The organism is Streptomyces jeddahensis, assembly GCF_001642995.1.
GTDB lineage: Bacteria > Actinomycetota > Actinomycetes > Streptomycetales > Streptomycetaceae > Streptomyces > Streptomyces jeddahensis.
In genome coordinates, this window is the sequence record NZ_LOHS01000107.1 from 12,003 (window position 1) to 27,297 (window position 15,295).

The window sequence follows — 15,295 nt, forward strand, 5'->3', positions numbered from 1 at the left end:
TGATCTTCCTTGTGCCCGATTGGCCCCGGGCACCAGGCATACCGCACAACGATAACGGGTATGGCTGCGCGGCCTGAAACCGAGCAGGTCAGACGAGCTTTGGCAGCTCGCCTGACCTGGTCGGAGGCAGTTGTTCCAGAAGCTGCTAGTTCTTCTGGATCTGGTCGAAGGAGAGCTCGACCGGGGTCTCGCGGCCAAAGATCTCGACGAGGCCCTTGACCTTCTTCGAGTCGGCGTTGATCTCGTTGATGGTCGCCTGCAGCGTCGCGAACGGGCCGTCGGTGACGGTGACCGAGTCGCCGACCTCGAAGTCCAGCACCTGGACCTCGACCTTGCGCTGCGGAGCGGGCTTGCCCTCGGCCTCGGCGGCCTCGCGCGCGGCCTTCTCCTCGGCCTCCGGGGCGAGCATCTTGACGATCTCGTCCAGGGTCAGCGGGTACGGGTCGTAGGCGTTGCCCACGAAGCCGGTGACGCCGGGGGTGTTGCGGACGACGCCCCAGGACTCGTTCGTCAGGTCCATGCGGACCAGGACGTAGCCCGGGAGCTTGTTCTGCTTGATGGTCTTACGGTCGCCGTTCTTGATCTGAACGACCTCTTCCTGCGGCACCTCGGCCTGGAAGATGTAGTCCTCGACGTTGAGCGAGACGGCTCGCTGCTCGAGGTTGGTCTTCACACGGTTCTCGTAGCCCGCGTAGGTGTGGATCACGTACCACTCACCGGGGAGGGTGCGCAGCTCCTCGCGGAGCGCGGCGACCGGGTCGACCGGCTCGGTCTCCTCCTCGACCTCGGCCTCGGCGCCCGCAGCGGCGGCCTCGTCCTCGGAACCGGCCTCGTCTTCGTCCACGACGTGGACGGCGGCCTCTTCGGCGGGCTCTCCGGCGGCGGCGTCGGCAGCCTCGGCCTGGTCCGGGTCCACGGCGTCCGCCGCCTCGACGATGTCGAGCTCGTCCTCAGCGGACTCGACCGGCTCGATCGCCTCGTTCAGGTTCGGGTCAGACACTGTGGCTGCTTCTTCCTGGATACATGGGGGTGGAACACGCGAAATGGGCGCCGGGTAGGGCGCCCTCCGCTCTCGGCTCAGCCGAAGACGTACTTGACGGCCTGGTTGAACCCATAGTCAATCACGGTCACCAGGGCGATCATGATGACGACGAAGACAATCACCACTGTGGTGTATGTCGTCAGCTGGCTGCGAGTCGGCCAGACGACCTTGCGGAGTTCCGCGACGATCTGGCGGTAGAAGAGCGCGAGCCGCTTCAGCGGGCCCTTCTTGCCGCGCTTGCCGCCCTTGCGGGTCTTCTTCCTGGACTCCGGCGCCTCGTCCTGGGCATCAGGCATGTCGATGGAGCCCACGGCGTCCGTCACTCGTCCTCACCTGATTCCGGGTCGTGGCCGTGCCGCGCCCGGTTGAGCCGCACGGCGGTGCATTGCAGTACGTACATGCGCACACATCCTGGCGAAGGTGTGTGTAGCAGGGCCGGAGGGACTTGAACCCCCAACCGCTGGTTTTGGAGACCAGTGCTCTACCAATTGAGCTACGACCCTTTGGTTCCCCCAACGTACCGCATCCATCCACATGCACGGAGTGCGTGGGACGCGTACGGCCGGTGAAGGCCAACGGGAAGTGAGTGTACGTGTTCTGGAGCCGGTCGTCGAACAGAAAGCGGCAGGTCCCGCTCAGTCGCTTGCGGCACGTCCTGCTCCGTCCCTTGGTGCCCGGTGTGTGAAACCCGTGTGCCGCGGCGGTTTCCGGTCTGGAACGATGGGGTGTATGAGCGCTGCAACTCCTTCCACCGACCGCCGGGTCTCCGCCCGCATCGGCGCGATCTCCGAGTCCGCGACCCTCGCCGTCGACGCCAAGGCCAAGGCCCTCAAGGCCGCCGGCCGTCCGGTGATCGGTTTCGGCGCGGGCGAGCCCGACTTCCCGACCCCCGGCTACATCGTCGAGGCGGCCGTCGAGGCCTGCAAGAACCCCAAGTACCACCGCTACACGCCGGCCGGCGGCCTGCCCGAGCTGAAGGCCGCGATCGCCGCGAAGACGCTGCGCGACTCCGGCTGGGAGCCCGACGTCTCGCAGATCCTGGTCACCAACGGCGGCAAGCAGGCCATCTACGAGGCCTTCGCCGCTGTCCTCGACCCGGGGGACGAGGTCATCGTCCCGGCGCCGTACTGGACGACCTACCCGGAGTCGATCCGGCTGGCCGGCGGTGTGCCGGTCGAGGTCGTCGCCGACGAGACGACCGGTTACCGGGTGTCCGTGGAGCAGCTGGAGGCCGCGCGCACGGAGCGTACGAAGGTCGTGCTGTTCGTGTCGCCGTCGAACCCGACCGGTGCCGTCTACAGCGAGGCCGAGACCGAGGCGATCGGCCGCTGGGCCCTCGAGCACGGCCTGTGGGTGCTGACCGACGAGATCTACGAGCACCTGGTCTACGGCGACGCGGTCTCCGTGTCGCTGCCGGCGCTGCTGCCCGAACTGCGCGACAAGTGCATCGTGGTCAACGGTGTGGCGAAGACCTACGCGATGACCGGGTGGCGTGTGGGCTGGATCATCGGCCCGAAGGACGTCGTGAAGGCCGCCACGAACCTGCAGTCGCACGCCACGTCGAACGTCGCGAACGTCTCGCAGGCCGCGGCCCTCGCCGCCGTCTCCGGCGATCTGACGGCCGTGGCGGAGATGCGTGAGGCCTTCGACCGGCGCCGCAAGACGATCGTGCGGATGCTCAACGAGATCGACGGCGTCGTCTGCCCGGAGCCGGAGGGCGCCTTCTACGCGTACCCGTCGGTGAAGGCCCTGATCGGCAAGGAGATCCGCGGGAAGCGCCCGCAGGACACTGTCGAGCTGGCCGCGCTGATCCTGGAGGAGGCCGAGGTCGCGGTGGTGCCGGGCGAGGCGTTCGGTACGCCGGGTTACCTGCGGCTGTCCTACGCGCTGGGCGACGAGGACCTCGTCGAGGGCGTCTCCCGCATCCAGAAGCTGCTCGCCGAGGCGCGGGACTGAGGTTCCTTCCGGTTTTCGCGCTCCACGCGTGCGTGCGGGCCGTCTCCCTCCGGGGAGACGGCCCGTTTCTTCGTTCGAGCAAGGCCACGAACGGGGAAAGCGGCTACCGGCGCGACACCTGTGTGCGGCAAGATCTGCGGATGGAGCGCGTAGTACGTGATGTGAGTCAGCTGCCGAAGGCACATCTGCACCTGCACTTCACCGGGTCGATGCGGCCCACCACCCTGCTGGAACTGGCCGACAAGTACGGCGTCCACCTGCCGTCGGCGCTGACCAGCGGCGAACCGCCCAAACTGCGGGCCACCGACGAACGCGGCTGGTTCCGCTTCCAGCGGCTGTACGACGCCGCGCGGGCCTGCCTGCGAGAGCCAGAGGACATCCAGCGGCTGGTGCGCGAGGCCGCCGAGGAGGACCTCAAGGACGGCTCGGGGTGGCTGGAGATCCAGGTCGATCCGACGTCCTACGCGCCCCGGCTGGGCGGTCTCATCCCGGCCTTGGAGATCATCCTGGACGCCGTGGACACCGCCTCGCGCGATACGGGGCTCGGTATGCGCGTCCTGGTCGCCGCGAACCGTATGAAGCACCCGCTGGACGCCAGGACGCTGGCCCGGCTCGCGGTGCGGTACGCCGACCGCGGCATCGTGGGCTTCGGGCTCTCCAACGACGAGCGGCGGGGCATGGCCCGGGACTTCGACCGCGCCTTCGCCATCGCGCGCGAGGGCGGACTGCTGTCCGCACCGCACGGCGGGGAGCTGACGGGCCCGGCCTCCGTGCGGGACTGCCTGGACGACCTGGGGGCGTCCCGTATCGGACACGGGGTGCGGGCCGCCGAGGACCCGCGCCTGCTGAAGCGGCTCGCGGACCGCGGCGTGACCTGCGAGGTGTGCCCCGCGTCGAACGTCGCCCTCGGTGTGTACGAGAAGCCGGAGGACGTGCCGCTGCGGACGCTGTTCGAGGCCGGGGTGCCGATGGCGCTGGGCGCCGACGACCCGCTGCTCTTCGGGTCGCGACTGGCCGCGCAGTACGAGATCGCGCGTGTCCATCACGGGTTCACCGACGCCGAGCTGGCCGAGCTGGCCCGGCAGTCGGTACGCGGCTCCGCCGCCCCCGTCGGCGTACAGGAGAAGCTGCTGGCGGGGATCGACGCGTGGCTGGCCGGCTGAGGGCGTCGCGGTGGTGAGGCGGGGCGCCGTCCTCTCCAGGCTCGGGGCACGCACGCGTGCGGACCCGGATCTCCTCAGAGGCTGACGCCCACCGTCACCGGCTCGTTGACGAGCGTGATGCCGAAGGCGTCCCGTACCCCGGCGACGACCTCGCGGGCGAGGGCGAGCAGGTCCTCGGTCGTGGCGGAGCCCCGGTTCGTGAGCGCCAGCGTGTGTTTGGTGGAGATCCGGGCCGGACCGTCGCCGTAGCCCTTGTGGAACCCCGCCTTGTCGATGAGCCAGGCGGCGGAGGTCTTGGTGAGGCCGTCACCCGCGGGATAGGCGGGCGCGGTGACGTCAGGGCCGAGACGCTCGGCCACGCGCGCGTGGAAGGCCGCGAGCTCCTCCGCGGTGAGGATCGGGTTGGTGAAGAACGACCCGGCCGACCAGGTGTCGTGGTCCTCCGGGTCGAGCACCATGCCCTTGCCGGTGCGGAGCTTGAGCACGGTCTCACGCGCGTCGGCGAGCGGTACGCGGTCTCCGGGCTCGACACCCAGGGCGCGGGCCGTCTCGGCGTACCTGAGCGGGGCGGAAAGCCCCTCCGCGTCCTCCAGCCGGAACCGGACACGCAGCACCACGAACCGTTCCGGATCGGCCTTGAAACGGCTGTGGCGGTACGAGAAGTCACACTCGGCGTTCGGAATGGTGACCGTCTCGCGCGCCCTGCGGTCGTAGGCGATCACTTCGGTGATCGTCGACGAGACCTCCTGACCGTACGCACCGACGTTCTGGATGGGTGTGGCGCCTGCGGAACCGGGGATCCCGGCCAGGCACTCGATGCCCGCAAGACCCGCCTCGACCGTACGGGCCACCGCGTCGGTCCACACCTCGCCGGCGGCCAGTTCCAGCTCCGTACCGTCGAGTGCGAAGCCGCGCGTGGCGATGCGCAGGGCCGTACCGGCGAAACCCTCGTCGCTGATGACTAGGTTGGATCCGCCGCCGATCAGCAGCAGCGGGGTGCCGGTGTCGTCGGCCTCGCGCACGGCGGCGACCACGTCGTCGTCGGTGGTCGCCGTGATCAGGCGGCTCGCGGGCCCACCGAGACGGAAGGTGGTCAGCGGGGCCAGAGGGGCGTCGTGGAGTTCCTGCACGCGCACCAGAGTACGAGAACGGCCCCGCTGCTCAGGGCGGGGCCGTTCGACGGCTGCTCTAGGCAAGCTGTACGACCGCCCGGGACATGCCGAGCACCTTCTGGCCCCCGGACGTGGCCGTCAGGTCGACACGCACGCGGTTGTCGTCGAGCTTGGCCGCGACCTTGCCGCTGACCTCGATCACCGCGCCCTTGTCGTCGTTCGGGACGACGACGGGCTTGGTGAACCGCACGCCGTACTCGACGACGGCGCCCGGGTCCCCCACCCAGTCGGTGACCACGCGGATCGCCTCGGCCATGGTGAACATGCCGTGTGCGATGACGTCCGGCAGCCCGACCTCTTTGGCGAACTTCTCGTTCCAGTGGATCGGGTTGAAGTCGCCGGAGGCGCCCGCGTACTGCACGAGCGTCGCGCGGGTCACGTTGAAGGTCTGGGCCGGAAGCTCCGTGCCGACCTCGACGTCGTCGTATGCGATCTTCGCCGCCGTGCTCACCGTCATGCCTCCTCCGCCCCGCGTGCCACGAGCTTGGTCCAGGCCGTCACGACGTGCTCGCCGGCCTCGTCGTGGACGTCGCCGCGGATGTCCAGGATGTCGTTGCCCGCCAGGGACTTGATGGCCTCGATGGTCGACGTGACCGTGAGCCGGTCGCCCGCGCGGACCGGACGCGTGTACGCGAACTTCTGGTCGCCGTGCACGACGCGGCTGTAGTCCAGCCCGAGCTGCGGGTCCGCGATGACCTGGCCCGCCGCCTTGAACGTGATGGCGAACACAAAGGTCGGCGGCGCGATCACATCGGCGTGACCGAGCGCCTTGGCGGCGTCCGGGTCGGTGTACGCCGGGTTGGCGTCCCCCACCGCCTCCGCGAACTCGCGGATTTTCTCCCGGCCGACCTCATAGGGGTCGGTGGGCGGGTAGGACCGCCCGACGAAGGACTGGTCGAGCGCCATGGCTCGGCACCTCCTGGTTTCCACGGCTGTCACTGGCTCGCACGGCTGCCACCGTCCGGCTGCCCGTCAGGGTTCCACGGATGACCCGATAAGGACGCGAGGCCGCCCCCGGAACGACGCGAGGCCGTCCCCGAAGTAGGGGACGGCCTCGCGTACGAGCCTTGTTTATCGCGTCTCGCGGTGCGCGGTGTGCGCGTTGCAACGCGGGCAGTGCTTCTTCATCTCAAGACGGTCCGGGTTGTTGCGCCGGTTCTTCTTGGTGATGTAGTTCCGCTCCTTGCACTCCACGCAGGCCAGCGTGATCTTCGGGCGGACGTCGGTGGCAGCCACGTGAGTGCTCCTTGACGAACGGATGGGTCATTTAACGCAGAAAGAGTAGCCGATCGAAGGACCGACCCCGCAATCGGCTACTGAGAGTAGCGGTGACCGGACTTGAACCGGTGACACAGCGATTATGAGCCGCTTGCTCTACCGACTGAGCTACACCGCTGCGATGTGGCGGGCTTCCCGCCTAGACGAAAAGCCTTACACATCAGAGCCCCAATACGGAATCGAACCGTAGACCTTCTCCTTACCATGGAGACGCTCTGCCGACTGAGCTATTGGGGCGAGCGATGAAGACATTACACGCTCGCCCGCCGATCGCCCAAATCCGTTTTCCCGGCCCTGCCGTACGGCGGTGACGTGCCGCGCACGGATGCCGCCAGCTGCGCACCAGCGGACTCTCACTGTGCCCAGGGGTCTCTGCGGCCTCTGTGGTCACGCGCCCTCTGTGGTCACGCGCCCTCTGTGGTCTAGCGACGGCCTCCTCCGGCGTTGCACTCCCCTTGCCGTCACGCTGCAACGTGCCCCGGACAGTGCGCACCACGCCGGTACGACTATTGCGCTCCTCCTCGAAGCCGACGAGCCGTCACCCTAGGCTCGACTCACGCTGCGTGATCATGCGTGCGTCGCCGCGTTCGACATGACTCCCGCAGCCGTCCCGAGCCCCAGGAGCGCGATGCCCGACAGCCAGCCGCAGCAGCCCGACTCCCCCGGCACCCCTGACTCCGGGGGCCCGTCGGAACCGTCGGGCTCCCCGGGCTCTCCGGGCTCTCCGGGCTCTCGGGGAGCCGCGGGCTCGTCCGGTTCGTCGGGCAGCGGCGCCGGTGACCGGGCGGTCGGCGACGGCACGGCACTGCTGCTCTGCGGCGCACGTCTGACCGACGGCCGGACGGTGGATGTGCGGCTCGGCGGTGTCCGCATCGAGGCGGTCGGCACGGCGGGCAGCCTGACCGCGCCCGCCGCCCGCGTCGACCTGACGGGATATCTCCTGCTGCCCGCGCCCGCGGAGCCGCACGCCCACAGCGACACGGCACTCTCGGCCGAGACGCCGGGGCCGGTGTCGTACGACGTCCAGGACGTGCAGCGGCGGACCACCGAGGCCGCGTTGCTGCAGCTCGGGCATGGCGCGACGGCTCTGCGCTCGCATGTGCGGATCGGTGATGTGCAGGGGCTCGGGCCGATGGAGGCCGTGCTCCAGGCGCGGAGGTCGCTGCGGGGCCTGGCCGATCTGACGGCGGTGGCGGTGCCTCGGCTCCTGACGGGCGTCGCAGGCGCGGACGGGCTCGCGATGCTGCGGGACGCGGTCAAGATGGGCGCCTCCGTGATCGGCGGCTGTCCCGACCTCGACCCCGATCCTGCGGGGTACGTGGAGGCCGTACTGGAGGTCGCGGCGGAGCACGGCTGCCCTGTCGATCTGCATACGGACGCGGGTGATCCAGCGCGTGTGTCCCGGCTCGCCGCGATGGCGGGCGGGCTGCGGCCCGCGGTGACGATCGGGCCGTGCAGCGGGCTCGGGCGGATGCCGGCCGAGGCGGCGTCGCGCAGCGCGGAACAGCTCGCCGCGGCCGGAGTGAGCGTGGTGTGCCTTCCGCAGGGCGGCTGCGGGGGCGGTGGCGTGCTGGGGGGCGGTGGGGCTCCGGTACGGCTGCTGCGGGCGGCCGGGGTGCGCGTCGCGGCCGGCAGCGGCGCTCTTCGGGACGTGTCCAATCCGGTGGGGCGCGGGGATCCGCTGGAGGCCGCGTATCTGCTGGCCTCGCAGGCGGGGCTGCGCCCCGAGGAGGCTTACGACATGGTGAGCGCCCGGGCCCGGGCTGTGCTGGGACTGCCTGAGGTGCGTGTGGAAGCGGGCTTTCCGGCCGAGTTGCTGGCCGTCCGGGGAGACCAGCTCGCTGGCGCGCTCTCGCTCGCGTACAGCCGCATCGTGGTGCACCGGGGGCGCGTGGTCGCACGGACCAGCGCGGTACGCGAATACTGCGACTCAGCGGCGGCGGTGGCGCTGGACCTGCCGCGCCAGGGGCGGTCGAAGGGCTGCGATCCGCCGTGAGAGCCGCGGCCCCCGGCGTCGGCGGGCCGGGGCAGCGGATCGCGAGGGCAGCCGTGCGGACCGGTGGCTCAACTCGCCGGGCCGGGTGGGCGAGTCGGCGACCGCAGGCGCGCGAAACAGCCGCGCGGCGAACTCGTGCGGCCCGGCGTACGGTCGGAAGCATGCGCATTGTCATTGCTGGAGGGCACGGTCAGATCGCGCTGCGGCTGGAGCGGTTGCTCGCTGCGCGCGGGGACGAGGTCGCGGGGCTCATCCGCAGCGCCGATCAGGCCCCCGACCTGGAGGCCGCGGGGGCGGAACCGATTCTGTGCGACCTCGAGTCCGCTTCTGTGGAGGAGGTCGCGGAGCATCTGCGGGCCGCGGACGCAGCCGTCTTCGCGGCGGGCGCAGGGCCGGGCAGCGGCGCCGCGCGCAAGGAAACGGTGGACCGCGCGGCGGCCGTTCTCTTCGCGGACGCGGCGGAACGGGCCGGCGTACGGCGGTATCTGGTGGTCTCGTCGATGGGCGCGGATCCGGCCCACCAGGGCGACGAGGTCTTCGACGCGTATCTGCGGGCCAAGGGCGCGGCCGACGACGACATCCGCGGGCGGAAGGACCTGGACTGGACGATCCTCCGGCCCGGCATGCTGACGAACGACGCGGGAACCGGGCTCGTACGCCTCGAAGCCCACACCGGCCGCGGGCCGGTCCCACGGGACGACGTCGCGGCGGTGCTGGCGGAGCTGGTTGACACGCCGGCGACGGCTGGCCTGACGCTGGAGCTGATCAGCGGTTCGACGCCGGTGTCGGTGGCGGTCAAGTCCGTGGCGGGGAACTGAGGGGCCGACGGGTTTCGCCTTGGGCGTAAGGCGTTCGCTGTGGACGCAATGCGGGAGCCCGGGGACAGGCCGGTGCTTGGCTAAGCATCCGGCCGGCCCTCTCGACGCCGCGCGTCCGTCCCGCCTCTTTCCGAGCGAGGAGCCCCGCCCATGAGCACCGACGAGCCCCTGAACCAGCAACCGGACGTACCGGCGCAGCAGGCCTCCCTGCTGCGCCGGATGTACGAGGTGTTCAGCACCGATGAGCGCGAGGCCGTCCTGGCCGTCGCGCTCGCCCCGGACGTGGACTGGCCGAACGTCCTCGACGGCGTCCGCCTCCATGGCCACGAGGAGGTACGCGCGTACTGGGCACGCCAGTTCGCCGCCGGAACTCCACTCGTACGGCTGGAGGGGCTGCGGCTCGACGAGGAGGAGCCGGGCGCGGCGGCGCCCCCGGGCGGATCCCCGAGGGTCGTGGCGACGGTCCGGACCGGCATGCGCGACGAGACGGGCGACCACTGGGCCGACGCCCTGGTCGAACATGTCTATTCGTTCACGGTGGGCGGGCTGGTGAGCAGGATGGACGTACGTCAGCCCTGAGTGCATGAAGCCTTGAGCGCATGAAGAAACCCCCTCCGATCTGCGTGTTCGCAGTCGGAGAGGGTTTCCCTCAGCGTGGCGGCGCCAGGATTCGAACCTGGGTAGGCATAGCCGACAGATTTACAGTCTGCTCCCTTTGGCCGCTCGGGCACACCGCCGGGGATTGCTGCTGTTGAGCCGCTTTCGCGGTGCTCCGTGGCAACGACGTAAACGATACCTGATGCGCGGGGGTGCTTCGCCACCCTATTGATCAGCGCCTGTCCGCGGCGTGGTGGCTAGGCTTTGCTGATGCGGCCGAGCGGGATCGGCGGCCGCCCCTACGCACCCCGATACAAGGAGCCACAGGACATGGCCGACTCCAGTTTCGACATCGTCTCGAAGGTCGAGCGGCAGGAGGTCGACAACGCCCTCAACCAGGCCGCCAAGGAGATCTCGCAGCGCTACGACTTCAAGGGCGTGGGTGCCTCGATCTCGTGGTCCGGTGAAAAGATCCTGATGGAGGCGAACTCCGAGGACCGGGTGAAGGCTGTCCTCGACGTCTTCCAGTCCAAGTTGATCAAGCGCGGGATCTCCCTGAAGGCACTGGATGCGGGCGAGCCGCAGCTGTCCGGCAAGGAGTACAAGATCTTCGCGTCGATCCAGGAGGGCATCTCCCAGGAGAACGCGAAGAAGGTGGCGAAGATCATTCGTGACGAGGGCCCGAAGGGCGTGAAGGCGCAGGTGCAGGGCGACGAGCTGCGCGTCAGCTCGAAGAGCCGCGACGACCTGCAGGCCGTGATCGCGCTGCTGAAGGGCAAGGACTTCGATTTCGCGCTGCAGTTCGTGAACTACCGGTAGTCGTTCGGCCCCCCGGTTTGTCTGATCTGTGCGGCGGAGGGCGGCACCCGGAGCGGGTGCCGCCCTCCACTGCTCTCCGGCCGCGGTCTCGCGTCAGCGCCGGGAGTGCCCGAACAGGAGGCGGTAGGCGATCAGCAGGACGAGGGAGCCGCCGATCGCGGAGGCCCAGGTCGCTCCGTCGTAGAAGTCGTTGACGATCGGGCGGTGGAGGTAGCGGGCGGAGATCCAGCCGCCGACGAAGGCGCCGGCGATGCCGATGAGTGTCGTACCGATGAAGCCGCCCGGATCCCGCCCGGGCAGCAGAAGTTTGGCGATGGCACCGGCCAGCAACCCCAGAACGATCCAGCTGATGATGCTCATGCCCTGAACCTGCCTTTCCTGCACGGTGTTCGTGCGCTGTTACCTGGGATGACGTCGTCGGGGCAGCGCCCGGTTGCGGTGATCAGTAGGGTGCGGCACATGACACACGAGCGCGACATATGACACGGGGACGGGGCACATGACACAGGAGCTGCGGAGGACGCTGGGCGTCTTCGACGCCGTGGTCATCGGGCTGGGGTCGATGGTCGGGGCGGGAATCTTCGCGGCGCTCGGACCGGCGGCGGGCGCCGCCGGGTCGGGGCTGATGCTCGGGCTCGGGCTCGCCGCCGTGGTCGCGTACTGCAATGCGATGTCGTCGGCGCGGCTGGCGGCGCTGTATCCGGCGTCCGGTGGGACGTATGTGTACGGCCGTGAGCGGCTCGGCGAGTTCTGGGGGTATCTGGCCGGCTGGGCGTTCGTCGTCGGCAAGACGGCGTCCTGCGCGGCCATGGCGCTGACCGTCGGGGCGTACGTGTGGCCCGGGCAGGCGCATGCGGTCGCCGTCGCCGCCGTGGTGGCGCTGACCGCCGTGAACTACGGCGGCGTGCAGAAGTCCGCATGGCTGACCCGGGCGATCGTCGCCGTGGTGCTGGCGGTCCTCGCGGCGGTCGCCGTGGCCTGTCTGGGCGCGGGGCAGGCGGACTTCGGGCGGCTGGACGTCGGGGCCGACGCCACGGCTGCCGGGGTGCTTCAGGCGGCTGGGCTGCTGTTCTTCGCCTTCGCCGGGTACGCGCGTATCGCCACGCTGGGAGAGGAGGTGCGTGATCCGGCGCGCACCATTCCGCGCGCGATCCCCCTCGCGCTCGGTATCGCGCTCTGCGTATACGCCGCCGTGGCCGTGGCGGCTCTCTCGGTGCTGGGGTCGGGCGGCCTGGCCGGTGCGTCCGCTCCGCTGGCCGACGCGGTGCGGGCCGCGGGCGCACCGGGTCTGGCGCCCGTGGTGCAGGTAGGCGCGGCGGTGGCGGCGCTCGGGTCGCTGCTCGCCCTGATCCTGGGGGTGTCGCGGACGACCCTCGCCATGGCGCGGGACCGGCATCTGCCGGGCGCTCTGGCCGCCGTGCATCCCCGGTTCCAGGTGCCGCACCGTGCGGAGCTCGCCGTGGGGGCCGTGGTCGCGGTGCTTGCTGCGACGGTCGACGTGCGCGGGGCCATCGGCTTCTCCTCCTTCGGAGTGCTCGTCTACTACGCCATTGCCAACGTCTCGGCCTGCACGCTGAGTTCCCGGCGCACACTCCCCGTAGTCGGCCTCGTGGGGTGCCTTCTGCTGGCCTTCTCGCTGCCATTCACCTCGGTGGCCGCGGGTGTGGGCGTTCTGGCGGTGGGGATGGTCGCCTACGCGGTACAGCGCCGGTCGGTGCAGTGAGTCACTGATACCGGCGGGGGTAGGGCGCGGTGACCGTGCCCGCCCAGGCCCGGATCACCGTGCCCGCTCCGTCAGGCCAGGGTCACCTGGACCCCCATCTCGGCCAGATGGCCCAGCAGTTCTTCGAACGTCGGCGGGCGGCCGTGGGCCTGCGGGGTCACGCCGAGGCAGGTGCGTGCGACGTGGGCGTCATGCCACACGAGGGTGAAGGGTCGCCGGGCGCCGAAGCCGCCGTACAGGCAGTCGTCCAGGGCGTCGAGACTCCTGCCGAAGTACCCGCCCGGGCCGTTCACCGTCTCGCCGAGTGCACAGTAGAAGCCGGGCTCGTCGGTGATGTGACGGCCGTCGAGGTGGTGCGTTGCACCGGGCGCCGCATCGGGCCTGCGGCTGTCGTGGCTGGTCAGGGCCGTGCCGAGCCAGAAGTCGCGGCTCGCCGTGTCGCACTGCGCCCACAGGTTCGGCTCGGCGGGGACGCCGTCCCACCACAGGTCCCAGACCGCGCGGGCCGCGCGCGGGGGCCTCTGCGACCAGGGTTCGAGGGTGAGGTCGACCAGCCCTCGGCCGTGCGCCGACGGGATCCACGCGGTGAGCTCGCCCTCCACGGCGTACTGGAGCGTGCGTCCGAAGGCGTCGAGGCGGAGGACCTGGGCGTGGCCGAACTCCTCGTCACCGGCGTCCAGCGCTGCCCGCAGAGCACCTCGCGGCGCGCAGCCGAGCAGCCGCAGCGGGGGCTCCTGCGGCTCGGGATACGGCTCGCTGACGTGGGCCAGGTCCCGGCAGCGGCCGTACGGTTCGTGCCGCCCGCCGGACAGCCGGTAGCCCGGGGACAGCGGTGGCCGTGCCGGGTAGGCGCGCTGACCGTCGGTCTCGCGTGCCTCCACGGTGATGTCGCGTAACGACAGGTCCCGTGCGCAGGGGCGGTCGCCGAGGAGGCGTACGTCCTCCAGGCGCCACTCGTCCATGCCGTTGCCCGACTTGTCGAGGATCTCCAGCACCAGGAGGCCGAGCGGTGCGGAGCCCTCGGCCCGTGCCCGTGTGAGGGCGGCGCCGAGCTGTCCTTCGGGTGCGCAGCCGAGCAGTTCGTGACGCGCGCGCTCAGGTGGCGGCGGATCGGCGAAGAGATCCTCCGCGTCCGTGCACAGGGCCCAGAGCTGGTCGTGCGGGGGGTATTCGGCGTCGTACGCGGCCAGGGCGTACTTCGGCAGGTGCACCCCCGCCACCCGCTACCAGCTTGTCCGGGCGAACGGCTGGTCCGTGCGTACGATGTCGCGGCCCAGCGGCAGCAACGAGACCGGTATGAGCTTGAAGTTGGCTATGCCCAGCGGGATGCCGATGATCGTCAGGCAGAGGGCGATGCCGGTTGTGATGTGGCCGAGCGCGAGCCACCAGCCCGCGAGGACCAGCCAGAGGACGTTGCCGACGCAGGAGGGCGCGCCCGCGTCCCTCCGCTCGACCGTCGTATAGCCGAAGGGCCACAGGGCGTAGACGCCTATACGGAAGGCCGCGATGCCGAACGGGATGCCGATGATCGTGATGCAGAGGATGAGGCCCGCGAGTACGTACCCGAGGAACAGCCAGAAGCCGCTCAGCACCAGCCAGATGACGTTCAGGATGGTCTTCATCGGCGTCGACCTGCCATCTGCTCGAGACGGGCGATGCGCTCCGCCATCGGCGGGTGTGTGGAGAACAGCTTCGACATTCCCTGGCCCGGACGGAACGGGTTGGCGATCATCATGTGGCTCGCCGTCTCGAGACGGGGCTCGGGCGGCAGCGGCAACTGCTTGGTCCCGGCCTCGAGTTTGCGCAGCGCGCTGGCGAGGGCGAGCGGGTCGCCGGTGAGCTGGGCGCCGGAGGCGTCCGCCTCGTACTCGCGGGAACGGCTGATGGCCAGCTGGATGATGCTCGCGGCGAGCGGCCCCAGGAGCATGATCAGCAGCATGCCGAAGAGGCCGGGGCCCTCGTCGTTGTCCGAGCGGCCGACCGGGATCAGCCAGGCGAAGTTGACCAGGAACATGATCACTGAGGCGAGGGCGCCCGCGACGGAGGAGATGAGGATGTCGCGGTTGTAGACGTGGCTGAGCTCGTGGCCGATCACGCCCCGGAGTTCACGCTCGTCGAGGATTCTGAGGATGCCCTCGGTGCAGCAGACGGCGGCGTTGCGCGGGTTGCGCCCGGTGGCGAACGCGTTCGGCGCGTCCGTCGGCGAGATGTACAGCCGGGGCATGGGCTGGCGCGCCTGCGTGGAGAGCTCGCGGACCATGCGGTACAGCCCTGGTGCCTCGAACTCGCTGACCGGGCGCGCACGCATGGCGCGCAGCGCGAGCTTGTCGCTGTTCCAGTAGGCGTAGGCGTTCGTGCCCAGGGCGATGAAGAGTGCGGCGATGAGGCCCGTACGCCCGAAGAAACTGCCGATGACGAGGATGAGGGCGGACAGTCCCCCGAGGAGTACGGCGGTCTTGAGCCCGTTGTGCCGGCGGTGCACGGTACGCCCTCCTGGTGGTGCGGCAGGGGAACCCTCTGCTGGTTGACGCTCTGGTGCTTCCCCTGTCCAGTGGATGCTCACTGTCCAGTGGACGCTCCCGATCTGGTCAACGCCAGGCGGGAGGTACTAGTTCCCTTGTGCGCGCACCGGCGTGCGTGGGCCGTACGGGTGACGGGCCACGCACGCGTGCAGGTGAAGCGGTCCGCGCGCCGGGGGGCGGATTCCACGCGCGCGTGCCGGTCGGAGTCG

17 protein-coding genes and 4 tRNA genes are annotated in these 15,295 nt (G+C 70.2%); 7 read left to right on the top strand and 14 right to left on the bottom strand.

Annotation, left to right across the window (positions count from 1 at the left end):
• Positions 1 to 145: 145 nt before the first annotated feature.
• From nusG to STSP_RS24760, 3 genes are all read right to left on the bottom strand, one after another.
• Entirely contained in the window at positions 146 to 1,000 is an 855-nt protein-coding gene (gene nusG, locus STSP_RS24750) for a transcription termination/antitermination protein NusG (protein ID WP_067282284.1), read from the bottom strand.
• A gap of 77 nt (positions 1,001 to 1,077) precedes the next feature.
• On the bottom strand, positions 1,078 to 1,365 hold the full coding sequence (gene secE / locus STSP_RS24755; protein ID WP_067282285.1) for a preprotein translocase subunit SecE: 288 nt from the start codon (positions 1,363 to 1,365) through the stop codon (positions 1,078 to 1,080).
• 107 nt (positions 1,366 to 1,472) lie between these two features.
• Positions 1,473 to 1,545, bottom strand: a tRNA-Trp gene (locus STSP_RS24760).
• 226 nt (positions 1,546 to 1,771) lie between these two features.
• Between STSP_RS24760 and STSP_RS24765 the strand changes: the two genes are divergently transcribed.
• Entirely contained in the window at positions 1,772 to 2,998 is a 1,227-nt protein-coding gene (locus tag STSP_RS24765; RefSeq protein WP_067282287.1) for a pyridoxal phosphate-dependent aminotransferase, read from the top strand.
• Positions 2,999 to 3,138: 140 nt separating this feature from the next.
• On the top strand, positions 3,139 to 4,161 hold the full coding sequence (locus STSP_RS24770) for an adenosine deaminase (protein WP_067282289.1): 1,023 nt from the start codon (positions 3,139 to 3,141) through the stop codon (positions 4,159 to 4,161).
• A 74-nt stretch (positions 4,162 to 4,235) separates the two neighbouring features.
• On the opposite strand, the gene STSP_RS24775 is transcribed toward STSP_RS24770, so the two are convergent.
• The 6 genes from STSP_RS24775 to STSP_RS24800 form a co-directional block, all read right to left on the bottom strand.
• Complete coding sequence (locus tag STSP_RS24775; protein ID WP_078067473.1) at positions 4,236 to 5,297, bottom strand: UDP-N-acetylmuramate dehydrogenase; 1,062 nt, start codon at positions 5,295 to 5,297, stop codon at positions 4,236 to 4,238.
• 52 nt (positions 5,298 to 5,349) lie between these two features.
• On the bottom strand, positions 5,350 to 5,790 hold the full coding sequence (locus STSP_RS24780; RefSeq protein WP_067282291.1) for a MaoC family dehydratase: 441 nt from the start codon (positions 5,788 to 5,790) through the stop codon (positions 5,350 to 5,352).
• A complete protein-coding gene (locus STSP_RS24785) occupies positions 5,787 to 6,239 on the bottom strand; it encodes a MaoC family dehydratase N-terminal domain-containing protein (RefSeq protein ID WP_067282293.1) in 453 nt (150 codons plus the stop codon). Before STSP_RS24785 ends, STSP_RS24780 begins: the two co-directional genes overlap by 4 nt.
• A 165-nt stretch (positions 6,240 to 6,404) precedes the next feature.
• A complete protein-coding gene (rpmG, locus tag STSP_RS24790; protein ID WP_003948671.1) occupies positions 6,405 to 6,569 on the bottom strand; it encodes a 50S ribosomal protein L33 in 165 nt (54 codons plus the stop codon).
• 87 nt (positions 6,570 to 6,656) lie between these two features.
• Positions 6,657 to 6,729: transfer RNA gene (locus tag STSP_RS24795), tRNA-Met, on the bottom strand.
• Between the two features lie 46 nt (positions 6,730 to 6,775).
• Positions 6,776 to 6,848 (bottom strand) — tRNA-Thr (locus STSP_RS24800).
• A 391-nt stretch (positions 6,849 to 7,239) separates the two neighbouring features.
• On the opposite strand from STSP_RS24800, the gene STSP_RS24805 reads away from it, so the two are divergent.
• The 3 genes from STSP_RS24805 to STSP_RS24815 all read left to right on the top strand — a co-directional run bounded on the left by STSP_RS24805 (position 7,240) and on the right by STSP_RS24815 (position 10,004).
• Positions 7,240 to 8,607: an amidohydrolase family protein gene (locus tag STSP_RS24805; RefSeq protein ID WP_107441388.1), complete on the top strand. Its 1,368-nt coding sequence runs from the start codon at positions 7,240 to 7,242 to the stop codon at positions 8,605 to 8,607.
• A gap of 161 nt (positions 8,608 to 8,768) precedes the next feature.
• The gene (locus STSP_RS24810; RefSeq protein ID WP_067282297.1) at positions 8,769 to 9,425 is read left to right on the top strand and encodes an NAD(P)H-binding protein; all 657 of its coding nucleotides are present in this window, start codon (positions 8,769 to 8,771) and stop codon (positions 9,423 to 9,425) included.
• A 150-nt stretch (positions 9,426 to 9,575) separates the two neighbouring features.
• Positions 9,576 to 10,004 (top strand): nuclear transport factor 2 family protein, encoded by a 429-nt coding sequence (locus STSP_RS24815; protein ID WP_232789779.1) that lies wholly within the window; start codon positions 9,576 to 9,578, stop codon positions 10,002 to 10,004.
• Between the two features lie 76 nt (positions 10,005 to 10,080).
• Here the strand turns inward: STSP_RS24815 and STSP_RS24820 are convergent.
• A tRNA-Tyr gene (locus STSP_RS24820) sits at positions 10,081 to 10,162 on the bottom strand.
• Positions 10,163 to 10,352: 190 nt separating this feature from the next.
• Here STSP_RS24820 and STSP_RS24825 point away from each other — a divergent pair.
• On the top strand, positions 10,353 to 10,841 hold the full coding sequence (locus STSP_RS24825; protein ID WP_067282299.1) for a YajQ family cyclic di-GMP-binding protein: 489 nt from the start codon (positions 10,353 to 10,355) through the stop codon (positions 10,839 to 10,841).
• Positions 10,842 to 10,934: 93 nt separating this feature from the next.
• Here the strand turns inward: STSP_RS24825 and STSP_RS24830 are convergent, their stop codons facing one another.
• Positions 10,935 to 11,201, bottom strand: a complete 267-nt coding sequence (locus tag STSP_RS24830; RefSeq protein ID WP_067282302.1) for a GlsB/YeaQ/YmgE family stress response membrane protein — start codon at positions 11,199 to 11,201, stop codon at positions 10,935 to 10,937.
• A 139-nt stretch (positions 11,202 to 11,340) separates the two neighbouring features.
• On the opposite strand from STSP_RS24830, the gene STSP_RS24835 reads away from it, so the two are divergent.
• Complete coding sequence (locus STSP_RS24835; RefSeq protein WP_067282304.1) at positions 11,341 to 12,564, top strand: APC family permease; 1,224 nt, start codon at positions 11,341 to 11,343, stop codon at positions 12,562 to 12,564.
• Between the two features lie 71 nt (positions 12,565 to 12,635).
• Here STSP_RS24835 and STSP_RS24840 read toward each other — a convergent pair whose 3' ends face one another.
• Genes STSP_RS24840 through htpX form a run of 3 tightly spaced genes read right to left on the bottom strand, consistent with a single transcriptional unit; the run spans position 12,636 to position 15,046 of the window.
• Positions 12,636 to 13,775 carry a barstar family protein gene (locus tag STSP_RS24840; RefSeq protein WP_078067474.1) on the bottom strand — a complete coding sequence of 380 codons (1,140 nt, stop codon included), beginning with the start codon at positions 13,773 to 13,775 and terminating at the stop codon, positions 12,636 to 12,638.
• 12 nt (positions 13,776 to 13,787) lie between these two features.
• Positions 13,788 to 14,186 carry a YccF domain-containing protein gene (locus tag STSP_RS24845; RefSeq protein WP_067282306.1) on the bottom strand — a complete coding sequence of 133 codons (399 nt, stop codon included), beginning with the start codon at positions 14,184 to 14,186 and terminating at the stop codon, positions 13,788 to 13,790.
• Positions 14,183 to 15,046 (bottom strand): zinc metalloprotease HtpX, encoded by an 864-nt coding sequence (htpX, locus tag STSP_RS24850; RefSeq protein WP_067282309.1) that lies wholly within the window; start codon positions 15,044 to 15,046, stop codon positions 14,183 to 14,185. The genes STSP_RS24845 and htpX overlap by 4 nt, the downstream gene beginning before the upstream one ends.
• Positions 15,047 to 15,295 lie beyond the last annotated feature (249 nt).

What these genes read in the sequence shown, in the direction of transcription:
- STSP_RS24765 (WP_067282287.1), top strand. Translation starts at nt 1,772, where the DNA reads ATGAGCGCTGCAACTCCTTCCACCGACCGCCGGGTCTCCGCCCGCATC.
- STSP_RS24770 (WP_067282289.1), top strand. Translation starts at nt 3,139, where the DNA reads ATGGAGCGCGTAGTACGTGATGTGAGTCAGCTGCCGAAGGCACATCTG.
- STSP_RS24780 (WP_067282291.1), bottom strand. Translation starts at nt 5,790, where the DNA reads ATGACGGTGAGCACGGCGGCGAAGATCGCATACGACGACGTCGAGGTC.
- STSP_RS24785 (WP_067282293.1), bottom strand. Translation starts at nt 6,239, where the DNA reads ATGGCGCTCGACCAGTCCTTCGTCGGGCGGTCCTACCCGCCCACCGAC.
- STSP_RS24805 (WP_107441388.1), top strand. Translation starts at nt 7,240, where the DNA reads ATGCCCGACAGCCAGCCGCAGCAGCCCGACTCCCCCGGCACCCCTGAC.
- STSP_RS24810 (WP_067282297.1), top strand. Translation starts at nt 8,769, where the DNA reads ATGCGCATTGTCATTGCTGGAGGGCACGGTCAGATCGCGCTGCGGCTG.
- STSP_RS24815 (WP_232789779.1), top strand. Translation starts at nt 9,576, where the DNA reads ATGAGCACCGACGAGCCCCTGAACCAGCAACCGGACGTACCGGCGCAG.
- STSP_RS24825 (WP_067282299.1), top strand. Translation starts at nt 10,353, where the DNA reads ATGGCCGACTCCAGTTTCGACATCGTCTCGAAGGTCGAGCGGCAGGAG.
- STSP_RS24830 (WP_067282302.1), bottom strand. Translation starts at nt 11,201, where the DNA reads ATGAGCATCATCAGCTGGATCGTTCTGGGGTTGCTGGCCGGTGCCATC.
- STSP_RS24835 (WP_067282304.1), top strand. Translation starts at nt 11,341, where the DNA reads ATGACACAGGAGCTGCGGAGGACGCTGGGCGTCTTCGACGCCGTGGTC.
- STSP_RS24845 (WP_067282306.1), bottom strand. Translation starts at nt 14,186, where the DNA reads ATGAAGACCATCCTGAACGTCATCTGGCTGGTGCTGAGCGGCTTCTGG.